The 13,984-nt window shown below is 61.9% G+C and carries 14 protein-coding genes; 7 read left to right on the forward strand and 7 right to left on the reverse strand.

The features are described from left to right. Positions 1-525 precede the first annotated feature (525 nt). Both HRF45_01485 and HRF45_01490 read right to left on the reverse strand, forming a co-directional pair. The gene (locus HRF45_01485; GenBank protein ID MEP0765201.1) at positions 526-744 is read right to left on the reverse strand and encodes a hypothetical protein; all 219 of its coding nucleotides are present in this window, start codon (positions 742-744) and stop codon (positions 526-528) included. 142 nt (positions 745-886) lie between these two features. Continuing rightward, positions 887-1,147 carry a hypothetical protein gene (locus tag HRF45_01490; protein ID MEP0765202.1) on the reverse strand — a complete coding sequence of 87 codons (261 nt, stop codon included), beginning with the start codon at positions 1,145-1,147 and terminating at the stop codon, positions 887-889. A 426-nt stretch (positions 1,148-1,573) separates the two neighbouring features. Here HRF45_01490 and HRF45_01495 point away from each other — a divergent pair, with 426 nt between their 5' ends. The 7 genes from HRF45_01495 to HRF45_01525 all read left to right on the forward strand — a co-directional run bounded on the left by HRF45_01495 (position 1,574) and on the right by HRF45_01525 (position 6,245). After that, positions 1,574-1,711, forward strand: a complete 138-nt coding sequence (locus HRF45_01495) for a hypothetical protein (GenBank protein MEP0765203.1) — start codon at positions 1,574-1,576, stop codon at positions 1,709-1,711. A gap of 1 nt (position 1,712) precedes the next feature. Then, on the forward strand, positions 1,713-2,243 hold the full coding sequence (locus tag HRF45_01500; protein ID MEP0765204.1) for a hypothetical protein: 531 nt from the start codon (positions 1,713-1,715) through the stop codon (positions 2,241-2,243). Next, entirely contained in the window at positions 2,243-2,389 is a 147-nt protein-coding gene (locus tag HRF45_01505) for a hypothetical protein (GenBank protein ID MEP0765205.1), read from the forward strand. The genes HRF45_01500 and HRF45_01505 overlap by 1 nt, the downstream gene beginning before the upstream one ends. A gap of 6 nt (positions 2,390-2,395) precedes the next feature. Further along, entirely contained in the window at positions 2,396-2,518 is a 123-nt protein-coding gene (locus HRF45_01510; GenBank protein ID MEP0765206.1) for a PEP-CTERM sorting domain-containing protein, read from the forward strand. A 105-nt stretch (positions 2,519-2,623) separates the two neighbouring features. Continuing rightward, positions 2,624-3,529 (forward strand): DMT family transporter, encoded by a 906-nt coding sequence (locus tag HRF45_01515; GenBank protein ID MEP0765207.1) that lies wholly within the window; start codon positions 2,624-2,626, stop codon positions 3,527-3,529. A gap of 163 nt (positions 3,530-3,692) precedes the next feature. Next, positions 3,693-4,988 (forward strand): hypothetical protein, encoded by a 1,296-nt coding sequence (locus HRF45_01520; GenBank protein MEP0765208.1) that lies wholly within the window; start codon positions 3,693-3,695, stop codon positions 4,986-4,988. A 24-nt stretch (positions 4,989-5,012) separates the two neighbouring features. Then, the gene (locus HRF45_01525) at positions 5,013-6,245 is read left to right on the forward strand and encodes a hypothetical protein (GenBank protein MEP0765209.1); all 1,233 of its coding nucleotides are present in this window, start codon (positions 5,013-5,015) and stop codon (positions 6,243-6,245) included. Between the two features lie 78 nt (positions 6,246-6,323). Here the strand turns inward: HRF45_01525 and HRF45_01530 are convergent, their stop codons facing one another. From HRF45_01530 to HRF45_01550, 5 genes are all read right to left on the reverse strand, one after another. Continuing rightward, on the reverse strand, positions 6,324-8,198 hold the full coding sequence (locus tag HRF45_01530; protein ID MEP0765210.1) for a glycoside hydrolase family 127 protein: 1,875 nt from the start codon (positions 8,196-8,198) through the stop codon (positions 6,324-6,326). A 174-nt stretch (positions 8,199-8,372) separates the two neighbouring features. Further along, positions 8,373-9,689, reverse strand: coding sequence for an AAA-associated domain-containing protein (locus tag HRF45_01535; protein ID MEP0765211.1), 1,317 nt, complete (start codon positions 9,687-9,689; stop codon positions 8,373-8,375). A 4-nt stretch (positions 9,690-9,693) separates the two neighbouring features. Next, positions 9,694-11,418 carry an ABC transporter permease subunit gene (locus HRF45_01540; GenBank protein ID MEP0765212.1) on the reverse strand — a complete coding sequence of 575 codons (1,725 nt, stop codon included), beginning with the start codon at positions 11,416-11,418 and terminating at the stop codon, positions 9,694-9,696. Positions 11,419-11,888: 470 nt separating this feature from the next. Continuing rightward, entirely contained in the window at positions 11,889-12,692 is an 804-nt protein-coding gene (locus tag HRF45_01545; protein MEP0765213.1) for an SIMPL domain-containing protein, read from the reverse strand. Between the two features lie 222 nt (positions 12,693-12,914). Next, entirely contained in the window at positions 12,915-13,688 is a 774-nt protein-coding gene (locus HRF45_01550) for a MipA/OmpV family protein (protein MEP0765214.1), read from the reverse strand. Positions 13,689-13,984 lie beyond the last annotated feature (296 nt).

Here is a 13,984-nt window from a genome sequence, read left to right on the forward strand (position 1 = left end):
TGGTTCCTCCCGCGAAGCGCTGCACCCCGGTGGCCAAATCCCCGCACGCTGCACGCGCGATCACAAGGGGTTCGCTCAGTCGCTATCGTAGGATCACTACTAGCTCTCGGCATAGGCGTGCGCTCCGTCGGGATGACAGTCCCTTGGGTTCGCCGCCCGGTGATAGCATCGCGGTGCGCGGGAAGGTAGCATTGAGAGGCTGTTGCTGCACGCGCGAGAGCACCCCACAAGCCCACCCCGCCATGCTGAGTCTGCAGAAGCAAACGTCATGCTGAGCCTGTCGAAGCACGCGTCATGCTGAGCCCGTCTCCGTCATGCTGAGCCTGTCGAAGCATGTCCCCGCAAGCCGCATGCTCCCGGCTCAGGATACTACGTTTGCGACAACCGGCGGCATGCTTCGACAGGCTCAGCATGACGGTAGCCCAGCCCGGACCTATCTTGGAATGACAGCAAGCCGCGGCGGACCTAACTGCCTTGCATCCTCTCGGGGATTGACGAACCGACAGACCGGGTCCGACACCGGCCCTACTTAGCGACTGGCTTCATTGCATGTGGGCACATGCCCTTGGAGCATGGACCGTAGGTCTTGCAGTTGCTCTTGTAGCGGAAGTTCCCGGTGTGGCGCAGAATGCTGACGTCCGGCGCACCGAGCTTGGGCTCGTAGGTCTCAACGTGGGCGACGGCCGTTGTCGCCAGGATGGCGGAGCCTAGGCTAAAGGCAAGCGCTTGCAGTGTCTTCTTCATCGAAGACCCTCCATGGGTCGGACAAGTCTGTCGTGAGTGCACTGATTATGGCGGGGTGCCTGTCGCCGACGTCAACATGAATGACGCTAACGATAAGGCCCGGCCGAGGGGCCGGGCCTGACGACCTTTCTGCCGAGCAGAACTACTTGGCGGCCGCGCCGCAGCAGGTGATCTTCGCAGGGCAACAGGCCGACTTCTTGACCATGGAGCCGCATGTGGACTTCGCACACGGCCCACACAGATCGCCGCAGTTCTTCATCGCACGAAACTTGCCCGTGTGCCGCAGAATGCTGTAATCCGGAGCCCCGAGGCTGCTCGGCTGGCAGCAGTTTCGCCCCCCGAAACTGCTGGCGGACAGGGCCAGGGCCGCTGCCGCTACGATCAGAACGATGGCCTTTCTCATTCCCAGATTCCTCCGTAGACTAGTTGGCGGATCGGCGCGCGCCCCCCTAAGAACAGCGGGCCGATTACCTTTGTAATCGGTCCGGGGCTGCCCCGCCTTACGCTCGAAATGCTAGTTTACCCTCTTGGCCGGCATTCCGCCCGGTGGACAGGGCGGCGAGCGCAACCGCACTAACTAGGCGCAGGTGGGCGACACTGGCTCGAAGAGTCGCGAGTCGTGCCAAGCCGTGATACAATATGGGCACGGTCCCTTGGGTCTGAATCCACGGCCAGTGCCGTGCGCCCGAGGTGATCGGAAACGCAATAAAGAGATGGAGTGATGCGCGCCATCTGGGCTAAGCGGAGTTAGGCGCGCGTTGGTGCGGTGGCGCCTAAGGCGCGCTATGTAGCGTCTAGGCGTCACCGTCGCCTGCAAAAGAGGGACATCATGAAGCAGGTTTGCCATCTCGTAGCGGCGATATGCACAGCGTTCGTGCAATTAGGCACCCATGCGCTGGCGCAGGAGCAGTGCCGCCACGAAAAGCTGCTTTCCCAAGTCTACGATGTTGCAGCCACTCCGCAGTAGTATGGACCAACGCGAAGGGGGAAGTAGCGTACTATGCCAGTCCCACGTGTTCCTCGACGACTACCCTCTCTCGCGCAGCATCGTGGGTCCCGACTACTCCGCAGGGGCCGCGTATCTCAACCGCCGCGGCGACGTGCTATGGACCCGCCCGGACCTGGACGGCTACACCGACATCTTCATCGACGACGTGAACTACAGCCGATCGCACTTCGGAAACGCGCCCAGAAACTACCATGCCTATTCGCGGGGCATGAACGACAATGGCGATATCGTCTGGGCGGGCATCGACTGGAACCTCGCCTACGGCTACTCGGACGTCTTCAAGAATCACGAGAACCTGTCGCTGGCTGTGTACGGAGATATACCTCGTGCGGCATTCCCGATGGGCATCAGCAACACTGGACAAGCGGTATGGATCGGCTTCCGGAAGGGACTCGAGTTCAAGAACACCATCTGGCGGGACACTACCAACATCTCGGGCCCACCGGCACTCCCACCGATGCACCGCAGATTGACAACTGGGGGCGCGTAATGTGGTGGGCGTACGGCCCGCAGTTCAACGGGTGGGTGCGGACCTTCGTGGACTCGCTGGACATCTCGGCGAATGCGCTCGGCGACGACGTGTGGAACTACACCTGCAAGGGCGTCAAGATAGGCCCTAACGGCCACGTCTTCTGAATCGCGGTGGACCTTCGTACGAACCTGGCGGACGTCTGGCTATCCACACCGGTGCCCGAGCCGAGTGGAGCGTTGGGATTGGGATTGCTCCTTATCTGCATCGCATACCGGCGGTGTAGCCGGCGGTAGCGTCTTCTAGCGCACCACGCGCCGGGACCGAAGAACCGGCGGGCGTCGGCAGCACGTGCCGATCGGGATAATGAGCCCGATGCGTGTGCTCGGCGTGATATCGCAGTGAGCCAAAGGAAGGACCTTGCCGCAGACTCGGCCCTCTTGGCCGTGCTGGCTATCTGGGTGGGCAGCTTCCTGGTGTTCAAGGTGGCCTTTCACCAGTTCCAGCCGCATGCCTTCAACCTGGCGCGATTCACCCTGATGATCCCGCTCGCGTTCGCCACGCTGTGGTTCTCGGAGGGCGACCTGCGGCTGCGGCGGTCCGACTTGCGGCCGATGATCGTCTCCGGGCTGCTAGGCTTCGGCATCTACCAGTCGCTGTTCATCTCCGGCCTCGCGCGCACGCAGGCGTCCAACATGGCCTTGCTGCTCTCCATGACGCCGGTGTTTTCGGCGCTGATCTTGGCGCTGTTTCGGCTGGAGACGGTGACGCGCGGGCAGTGGGCGGGTATTGCCATCTCCATGGCGGGTGTCGCGCTTTTCATCACCAAGGGCGGCTCGCTCGGGCAGGCGAGGCTCGGTCCCGGCGACCTGATGGCGCTCGGCAGCTCGGCGTGTTTCGCAGCGTACGGCATCCTGAATAAGCCGTTGCTGGAACGGATGACCCCGGTGCGGTTGATGGCGTACGGGCTACTCATCGGCATCGTCCCGCTCATTCCCGTGTCGCTGCCGGACGTAATGCGGCAGGATTGGGCCGCGATTGACACGTCCGGGTGGCTGCTGCTCGCGTATGCGACGGTGTTCCCCGTGTATCTGGCCTACATGCTGTGGAACTGGGCCATCGCACGGCACGGCGTGATCCGAACCGCGCCCGTAAGCTACCTGGTGCCCGTGTTCACCGGCCTTGCGGCTTGGCTCTTCTTGGGAGAGCGGCTTACCGCAGTGCAGGTGCTCGCCGGAGCGGTGGTGCTGGCGGGGGTGGGCCTCACGCGCTCGTCGCCGAGTTCGCTAGCTCCGGTGGAGGAGTGAAAGCCAAACGGCCATGTCTCGTAGCACGAGAGTTTGCTATGTGAACTATGATAGTCTAGCTGGTGCTTTCTTTTAGCAGAACCCATGAAACCTCTTGACAACCAGCGAGAATGCCCGTATCATCAGGGGGCCGCAGACGTCAATATGGCGTTGGAGGTGGAGATTGCGCTGTTACTGGGTTCCGGCCTCGATCTTGGCGCTGAGCCCGCTGCTCGGGTGGGCGCAGGGCGCGATGATAGAGCCACTTCCGTATCCGTTCGCTGCGCTGGATTGGAGCGCGGAGAGCGGGCGTGAGGAAGCCGAGATGTGGCTGCGCGTCTCAGGCCTTCCCCCGATTGACGTTCGCTGTACTCCACTCAGCTTTGAATGGACCTTCCAGGGCTGTGGGGCGCACCTCGCGGACCCCGAGCATCATCCGCCGGGTGCGGAGCTTTACCTGCGGTTCACCAGTCCTGGCGTTTGCCACGTCTCTGTGGATGTGTCGGAGAACGGATCGGAAGGATGTACGCGGACTTGGCATGCCGAAGCCGATGTCTATGTACTGGGCGGGCCCATCAGTGTGCAGATTAGGGATCACCCCCAGCACTACGATATCCATCAGGACAGCACGACATGTTGGTATCTATCATACTACGGCTACAACGTTGGCTACCTCGTCCCGCGCAAGAGGTCAGAGCAGGCGACCAGCGAGGCTTGGATATCAGCCGACCGTGCAGCCCAACAACCCCCGGGAACCCGTTTTCGCTGGACCGTCACGCATCCTGGTGTTTTCACCTCTAACCCCGCCCTAAACGGTACGACCCAAGCCACCAGCATCACGATCAAGGCGAACGGCCCGAGCAACCCGGGCCAGATCCAGGTTCGCCTGGAATACGAGTTGGACATCCCCGGCTGGGGCACGGCCGTGGTGCCGGACGACACGGACAACGTGCCGAGGCCACCCCACAACGTCCCGTCTTCGAACTACAGACGCTTCACGGGCCACAAGCCGATCCGCGTCGAGTTGGCCGAGATGGTGGTGAACCCGATCAACACGATATCGGTAATCGGCCCTCCGGAATGGGTATACCAGGACGACTACTACTACACGCTCTTCGATCAGCTCTCGGCTGCGATGAGAGGCGTGTGGGTGCAAGAGCGTTTCCCCGACGGTGTTCCCACGCATTACAATGACGGGAGGCTCCTGCCTCAGCCGTTCCTGTGGAACGGTGCCACCGGTTCCTACTGGATCACCCTGATTAACAACGCTCAGAACCCAACTCGGCCTTTCGGCACATTCGGACCCGACCACATCATACTAGCCGATACTAGGGAATGGCCCTCTGATGGACCGCCAGGGCTCGGTCCGCTCCGGCACGAGTATTGGGCGGGAACCAAGGGCGCCTTTGCCAACGATGGGGGATGCAAGGTCGGTGAGTTCCAGATGAGCATGTGGACCGACGCGACGGCTCACTGGTGATAGTGAGAGACTGGAGTTCATGGGATGCTGAACCTCATACCATGGTCGATACTTCTGGTGGCGCAGACGTCCGACGGAGGACGCGGCGCCTTCACTGACGGCGTGTTGGGCCTATGGTGTCTGGCCGACGCGGTGGCTTACGTTCGGCCCAGGCCCGCCGAAGCGACCACGATTCGGCTCGATGTCGTGGACACCCGAGGCTCACTCCTAACAGACGAGAATGGTAACCTGTTGGCGAAGCGAGCGGACGGGAGTATTCTGATCGAGAATCGCGCATTCCGTCTTGTGCCGTGCGACGTCCTCAGGGTTGCCAAGGGTCAGCTACCGGAGCGCATCGCTGTTCTGCTTTGGCCACCACCGCCAAAGGGAGACGCTGCGATACTGCCGAGCTCGCCGGAAGGGCGGGCGGTGTTGGCGTTTCTCAAGCGACCCGACAGCCGCGGCTACCTTCTTCTGGATAGCATCTCGCCGGGAGTGTTCTTCTACGAGGTGCGGCCTCCGGACGGCGGGCCGACGGTAGTCGGTCCGCTGGACCTGGTAAGCCCCCTGTCCTTCTGGCCAGTCGGGTGGCCAGTTGCTGAGTGCCACGAGCAGCTGGCATTCCGTGGCCTGGTGAATGGCGTTGCCTCCACGCTCGTGCTTCCCGAGCATGCGTCCCGAGCGAGTGGACTCGAGCTGCTGGCATGGGCTGCACCAGCCCGGCTTCGCTTGAGTTGGCCGTTCATCCCCACTCCGGATGTTGGACTGTCCCAGGTTGGAGGAGACTATGAAGCGTGGTTCCGTAGGACCATCTACCCCGCTGTTCTGAGTCGCACACAGTCTGGTGACGACCAAGAGGCTGCACTTGCCCTAAGCGTGCTCTTGTACAACGATGACTGGCAGTACATGGAGCAGTTCGCTGACCGCGTCGTTGCGCTGACTGAGAAGTCCGAGTCGGTAGCCACCGACGTGATCGGGTGGCTCAGACGAGCGCCGGACCCGGACGTCGCCTACAAGAAGCTGTTGCAATCCAAGCATCCTTTAGTCCTGGTTCAAACCCTGGAGGAAATCACCCGGGGCAAGCGGGTCGCATGTCGTGCCGCAGTAAAGGGTGTTTTGGGGCACACCAGCGCTCGCGTGCTCTTCCGAGCGATGCATGCACTCTCGATCCTGGATAATGACCCCGACCACGATCCAGGATCGGGCGGGGTTGTCGCCAAGATCGATCCGGGCTCGCGTGCCGCGGAGCTCCTGGAATACTGGCGCAACAAACCCTAACGGCCGCCCGAGCAGGCATCCGGCGGTTGGGGCCGGTGGTGGGCTGGGACTAGCCACGGACAGGGTTGCGTACATACGCTATCTCCGCGGCAGCCAGACCTCCATCTCACCCGGCTCGCGGTTGTCCCACAGACAGTACGGGACCAGCGTGAGCCTCTTCGGTGTCTGCGGAGGTACCTCCGGTGAGTACAGCTTTCCCTCCCACGCCGATGGGGGCACGACTACGCCATCCACATCTAACAGGTGCACGCCGCCGAGCACCTCACCTCGGCGCGCCTCGACCTTCGGCTCCACCTTGACGAATGGCAGACCGGGCCCGTTGTCTACCTGCTCGGCGCAGTACACGATAGGTCCCATACGAAAAGCCACGCGTCCGGTGTCGGCACGAACGAGCGGGTTGGCATACACGGGTTCCGGCGTCATGCCGAAGTCCACTTCTACGCTGTCACTGTTCGACCACACGCGTCGCATGGTGGCATACCCATCGGACACGTGCCACCCGCCGGCGCGCAGCGACTCGGCGTTGCAGGACCACGCCGGAATGCGCAGATGCAAGCCGAGCTCCGCCGGCCCATCGCACTGCACGCTGAGTTTCACCCTGCCGTTCCATGGGTATTCCGTTTCCTGTCGCAAAACTACCTTGCGGCCACCGATTTCCACCTGCACCGACCCTGCTATGTACAGTGCCACCCACACCTCGTCACCGGAAACCGCGTAGGCATACGAGCCGAGCGATGCGAGGAGACGCGCGATGTTGGGTGGACAGCACGCACACCCGAACCATTCTTGTCGGTGGTGCGTACCACTCGACGCTAGTGGGTTTTCGTAAAAGTACTTCGTGCCGTCCAGCGAGATGCCGGAAAGGAAACCGTTGTACAGCGCCAGCTCCATCACGTCGGCGTATTCCGACTTGCCTTCGATCAGCCACATGCGATGCGCCCATAGAATCAGCGCAATGGCCGCGCAGGTCTCTGCGTAGGCAGTCTCGTTCGGCAGGTCGTAGTCCCGTGTGAAGCCTTCATTCGATGCGGAGGGACCTACCCCACCTGTCACGTACATACGCTTCTTGGTTAGGTTGTCCCACAGACGGTGTAGAGCTGTTAGCAGTGTCTCGTCCTTCGTCCAGTCGTACAGGTCTGCCATGCCGGAGAACAGATAGAGCGCGCGAACTGCGTGACCTACCACCTCGCTCTGCTCGCGCACGGGCAAGTGGTCTTGGGTGTAGCCGCCGTCGTACTCCCCGCGCTTGAACCACAACCCCGCCCAATCCACGATGTTTCGTGGTGCGTTGGGGTCGCGAAGCTCTGCCTCGAAGGGCGACGGGCGACTGCCTCGCGCATCTATGAAGAACTGCGCGAGCTCGCGGTACTTGTCGTCTCCCGTGGCACGCGCCAGGCGAAACAGCGCGAGCTCGATCTCCGGGTGGCCGCAATAACCGAGCCGCTTGCCGGGACCGAAGATGGAAGCGATGTGGTCGGCGTTCTTCACGGCGATATCCAAGAGGCGCCTGCTTCCCGTCGCTTCGTAGTGCGCTACGGCCGCCTCGAACAGGTGCCCCGCGCAGTACAGCTCGTGGTTCATCGAAAGGTTCTGCCACTTCTGCTCGGGGTGCTCCACGGTGAAGTAGGAGTTCAGATAGCCGTCGGCCTCTTGCGCCGCCTCGAACGCCTCGATGCTCTCGTTTACGGCGGCTTCGAGCTTGGGGTCCGGATGCGTGGCAAGCGAGTAGGCGGCTCCCTCGAGCCACTTGTACACATCCGAGTCGTTGAACCGATAGCCCTCGAAGCCCCCTTCCATCTTGCCGCCTGCCCTCAGGATGTTGTTCAAGCGGCCGGTTCCGGTGATTTGCTCGAACTGCTGATGCAGGGTGACCTCGCGGTTGGTCTTCTGGCGCGGGGCCCAGAAGGTGTCCTCGAATGTGACTTGGGTGAAGGGCACGGGTCGAAGCTTCATCGGTGTTCTCCTAGTTCTTGAGCTGATGCGCCGTCTGGGGACCAGGCGCTACTTCTCCATCCCGGCTCGCCTCCCTCCCCCACCCGCCAAATGTCCTGGGCTCAGCCTTCACCAGCTTCGCGGCCGCGTTAGCGATGTGCTGTGTGGCGCACCATAGGAACCTGCTGTTGCCCTTTAGCCGGCTCGGACGACTTCGGGTTCCGGCTTTTCCAGGTAGATGGTCGAGGTGCTGTCGTCGTAGGCGAGCAGCTCGGCGTAGCGGCCCCAGGCGATGGCTAGCTCCAACTGCCGCGCGGCATCTTCGGGCGGAAACTCCAGCTCCAGCGCTGCGAGCGTCACGTCGTACTCCAGCCGCTTGTCGTCGGCCGCCCTCAGGAGTCGTAGCAACCATCGGAACAGTGGCAGCCTGCGAAGCCGCATGGCGAAGATCTCCTTTCGCGCCAGGATGCTCGCCTCGGCAAAGGTGTCGCCTAGCGGTGTGGATGAGATGTCCCCCTGCGCCAGCGTGGCAAAGCCTAACAACTCGGCTGCCTCTGTTAGTGCCAGCAGATGATCGGAGTCCGCCTTGAGATCGGTCGCCAGACGGAAGATGTCGGCCTTACGCTCTGGCTCCTCTTGAAGCCGCTCCATCATACCGATCAGGTCGTCGATCTCGACGTCCGGCAGCGCACGTGTCCGCCCGGGCTCGCCCGGAGCCGTGCCCATCTCGAGGTACTCCGGCTGCGTCTGGCCGGCAAGCGTGGCATAGAGCTGGTCCACGATTTCCGCGAACGCTCGCGAGTGACGGTCGCGTGGGTGTGGTAGTGCGACGTTGATGTGTGCGATGATCCTGCCAGGGTCCTTATCCATCACCACGATTCGGTCTGCCATGAACACCGCTTCCTCGATGTTATGTGTCACCATCAGGATGGCCTTGGTAGGGATGTTACCACTGAGCCACAGTTCCATCAACTCGCCCCGAAGTGACTCCGCACTCAGTACGTCCAGCGCAGAGAATGGCTCATCGAGGCAGAGTAGCTCCGGCTCTACCGCCATGGCACGTGCAAACCCCGTCTTCTGGCGCATGCCACCGGAGAGCTCACGTGGGTAGGCAGTCTCGAACCCGTCCAGACCTACCATGTCCAGCAAGGAGATCGCTCGCTTCCTCCGCTCTTCGGCCGGCACACCGCGCGCTTGCAGCGCAACCTCTACGTTCTGTTGTACGTTCAGCCACGGGAAGAGTGCGAAGGTCTGAAAGACTATCGTGGAATGGGGATTGACTCCTACCAGAGGTTGTCCGCGGTAGATCACCTCACCCTCGGTGGGACGCTGTAGACCCGTCACGATTCGAAGGAGGGTGCTCTTGCCGCATCCCGACGGCCCGACGAGAAGCACGAACTCGCCTTCTTTGATGCCGAGGTTGATATCCTTGACCGCGACGAACTCCCGCCGCGTCCCCCGGTATCGCTGAGTAACGTCTTTCAACAGAACCAGACTGCTATCATTCGTCATACTACTACTCCAATCGGAACTGCCTCTCGGCCAGTCGGTACAATCTGCGCCAGAACAGCCTGTTGATCAAAACGACGGAGAGAACCATACTCAGCGTCGCTGCAAGGAGCAGAGGATAATCTCCCGCTGCCGTTGCCTTCGCAATAGTTGCGCCGATGCCGGTGGTGAAAAGAGTCCTGCCTCCGAACTCGACGTACTCCGCGACAATGCTCGCGTTCCATGCGCCGCCGCTTGCGGTGATGGCGCCTGTGACGAACGATGGGAAGATCGATGGTAGGATAAGGGTCTTCCAGCGCAGGCTCCTCGGCAATCCGAGCAGCGATGCAGTGAACTTCAGGTCCTGGGGCATCGCGCTCGCTCCAGCGATCACGTTGAACAGCAGATACCACTGAGTCCCCAACAGCATCAGCAGTATAGCAGCGATGTTCAGCCCACCGGGAAGTCCGAGCAGCACGAGTAGTAGCACTGGAAACAGCGCCGTGGCTGGGATTGCGGCCGCCGTCTGGGCAATCGGCTGGAGCCATGATGCTAGTTTTCGGTTGGTTCCGATGATCGCACCGACAGGCACCGTCCACGCCGTGGCTATGACTAGGGCCACGCCAACACGGGCGAACGTGGCAAAAAGTCCGATGCCTATCTCCACCCACTGCTCGGCGGTGACACGAATGATCATGTCACTCGTCCGATATGCACCCCAGATGAGCGCGATGACGAGAGCCATACCTAGTACGGTTCGCAAGAGTGGGTTCTGATCTCGAGCGGCTGTCACGGGACGCCGCGAATATCGTCGGTACATCCACGCATCCACTCGCTCGCCGAGTGACCGCAGCACGGCATTCGAAAACCATCGCACGATTCGAGAGTGGTGCAGAGTCTCGTAGGCCCAGGAGCGAGCGGGCATTTCGGACGTTATCATCTCCAGCTTGAACCGTTCCGCATACGCGAGCAGCGGCCGCCACACAAGCTGGTCGAGTAGAACGATCACCGCTACGAGTGCGACGAGCCCCCAGCACAATGCAGTTACGTTGCCTTCGTTTGCCGCAGTCTGGAGGTAACTTCCCAGACCCGCCAATCGGAAGTCTCGCGAGCCGACGGTGAACATCTCTGCTGCCATCAGGAAGAACCAGCCTCCGGACCAGCTCATGACGCTGTTCCAGATCAGCCCGATCGCGCCCGATGGAAGCTCTAGTTGCCGGAACCGTAGCCACGGGTTGAGGCCGAAGATGGCGCCGGCTTCGCGGAGCTCTCGCGGGACCGTCTTCAGAGACTGGTACCAGCTGAACGTCATGTTCCAGACCTGGCTGGTGAAGATCAGAACGACCGAGGCGATTTCAGCGGCGACGCGCTCAGGAAGAATGGCTGCAAACGCCACCAGAACCACGGGCAGGAACGACAGGATCGGGACGCTCTGGAGGACGTCTAGGATGGGAAGCAGCCACTGTTCGGCTCTTCGGCTTGCGGCAGCCGCCGATCCGTAGACGAGAGTGAACAGTAGCGACAGGGCGTAGGCCGCCGACATTCGCAGTGTAGACAGCACCGCGTAGAATGGAAGCGCGGAGGGAGAGAGGCTGATGCGCGGTCCCTGCACCACCTCGGGCGCCTGGCGAGCGAGCTCCGCGCCGATGTACACCAGCACGGCCAAACTTACCAGAACGACTGCATCGGCCGGAGTAGCCTGACGAATCAGTTCCGGACCGAAGCGGGGGATGAACCGACGCACGCCCTGCATCAGATCCTCTCCTGGCAGGGCGGAACCGAGCTAACGACGGAGCCCGCGAGGTATCGAGGTGCGAGGGCAACTGAACCCATCGTCAGCCCTCGACATGGGTTCTTCGAGCGTGCGTGTCTTGTGTGCGTGAACACTCATCGGGATGCCCTCCAGTGAGTCGAGAACTTTTGATGGTAAGCGAGCATCGGGCCCCGCTAGCGGAACCCGAACCGAATGGTCCGGAACGTCGCGCTCGAGCGGCGCGTCCGAGGTGAGATGAGTGTACTTGCCGCGACCGCCGTGGGTCAAGTCCCGCCGACGCCCCCTCGAGCTCGCTGCCGGTCGCCTGAGGGAAGACCGGTGATTCCCGGAGCGAGAGGGAGGGCGTGCGAGCTGCTCTATCCAGACCTCGAGGGGTCAGTGCCGGCGATAGAGAGCAGCTGTCGGCCCTGCTATGACCCGCCCGAAAATCGGTTGCTGTTACCCGTTCTCTACTCCACCTCGTAGGTTGCCGTCACAACCACGGTCGTCACCAGATCGCCTGGCTGGATCGTCACCTCCTCCGCATCTTCAGGCTCCGCACCAGGCTGCAGATCCACGGTAGTCTGTGCGTGGGGTGAAGCCGGTGCGTATCCGTAGTACCCGCCGTAGCGGCCGTAGTCGTAGGGATACCCTTCGTTGCACGATGTCAGGCGACCGAGTTTGCCACCGAGCGCCTTCGCGAGCTCTGCGGCTTTCTTGCGAGCCGTCTCCGCTGCCTTGCCGCGTCCCGCCGCCCGGATCTTACTGACGTCCTCCACCGAGTACACCAGTCCGCCGACGCGATTGGCGCCTACCTTTACCGCTGAGTCTACGATCTCGGCGACTCTGTTGAGATCCCGGATTCGCACGCGGAACGACTCCTCGCAATTCCACTTCTTAGCGTCCTGACTGCGAGGAATCCACTCCGACGCGAGAGCGAACCGCTGCGTCTTGATGTCCTTGCTCGACACACCTGCCTCGCCCAGGGTAGACAGGATTCTCGCGCAGGTAGACTTCACGTAATCCTTGGCCGCCTTCGCCGTCGTTTGCGATTGGTACACGCCGATCGTCACTTCGGCGAACTCGGGCTTCGTACGAACGATGCAAGTGCCAGTAGCGGTCACACCGATGGGCCGCCCGTACAGATCGGGCCCGACTGGGGTAGCTGCCTCGGCCTTCGCGGCGGGCCGGAGCATTGACCACCCAACCAAGGCAATCACTACCACGAAGACGACGTACAGGAAGCGCAGCAGCGCCTTCTGGAATTCGCTCATAGTTAGCCTCCTATCTGATGATGCGAGCCGTCCCGGACCGGGCGACCGATTGCAGGACTGTCAAGCTCCAGCCTCGCAGTCTCGACGTGCTGTCCCACCGCCCGCCCGTCGGAGGGCGTCGCAGCGCGACGTGGAGTATCTTCACCTGCGTCCCCATACCGTCAACACGCAGGCGAAATAGGCAGCCGTACCTGACCGGTCGCCTCGCAGGCCCGCGAGACGTTAGAACGAGGTGCACATGCTGAATCCGATGACAGCCAGTCTGCGGTCCGCGCCGCTAGCCCGTAGATCGGAATCGAGCAACTCGGTGAGAGACAAGGAGGTGCATAGGTTCCAGCCGGGTAGCAGTTCGTGCTCGAGCGCCATCTGCAGTGTGGCCGCGTTCCACGCGGCCTTCCCGACGCCCACGTACACATCGTTGAACTTGCGCGAACCGACCGACACGCCCACCGACACGTCGAGCGAGGTCCGAGTATCCATCTCGTATGAGTAGCACAGACCAATCTCGGTGTAGTGCGCGCCGCGGTAGTGGACAAAGTCCGCGGCATGGGAGACATATGTGGTAAAGGGCCCGACGGGATAGTGCAGCGACACCACCGCTTCACCAGTCGCCGGTGAGTCCGCCTGGTTAGGGTACGCGAAGAACTGGAGAGACGTCTCCACTCCCAGGTTTCCCGCATTCGTCTGATAGGACAGGAAAAGGTCCGCTTCGTTCAGCGAGGTGCCATCGCGTCGATCGAGACCGAAGTTTGCCCATCCGGTTGCTTCGAACGGGCCCGAGCCTACAGTTACTGAAGGCTGAAGAACCGGCCCCTCGCTCCACGCCAGTCCACGCCACACGTAGCGCGTGAAGAACTCCATTTGAACGCTTACAGCGGGTCTGACCGGCTCGTCCACATTCGCGTCGGCGGCACTCGCTGAGCACACGGCCGATAGTGACAACCAGACAACCGGTAACACACTATTGGGCTTATAGCGTCGCGTGCGTCTCGTCATGAGTGGCGTCTCCCGAAGCCGGTATTCCATACCGGGTCGGCAGGTCCACCCGGCACATTGAGCAGGGAGCGCCCACTGCTCCTGCCGAACGTTCCAAGCGGCAACCGGGGTGGTGCGAGTTGTCCCAGCCCCAGACGACTCCCCCAACACCGACTACCGTTACGCGCTGCCGACGCAATCACCCCGCAACGCGATCGCGACCCTTCCTAATGGGTTCGACGCAGCGGCATGGAGATTTCAGTCCCAGAACAGGTGCCGTTGCACCTTGGGAAACCAGAGACTCGCCGAGTCGGACC

Source organism: Fimbriimonadia bacterium (assembly GCA_039961735.1).
GTDB lineage: Bacteria > Armatimonadota > Fimbriimonadia > Fimbriimonadales > JABRVX01 > JABRVX01.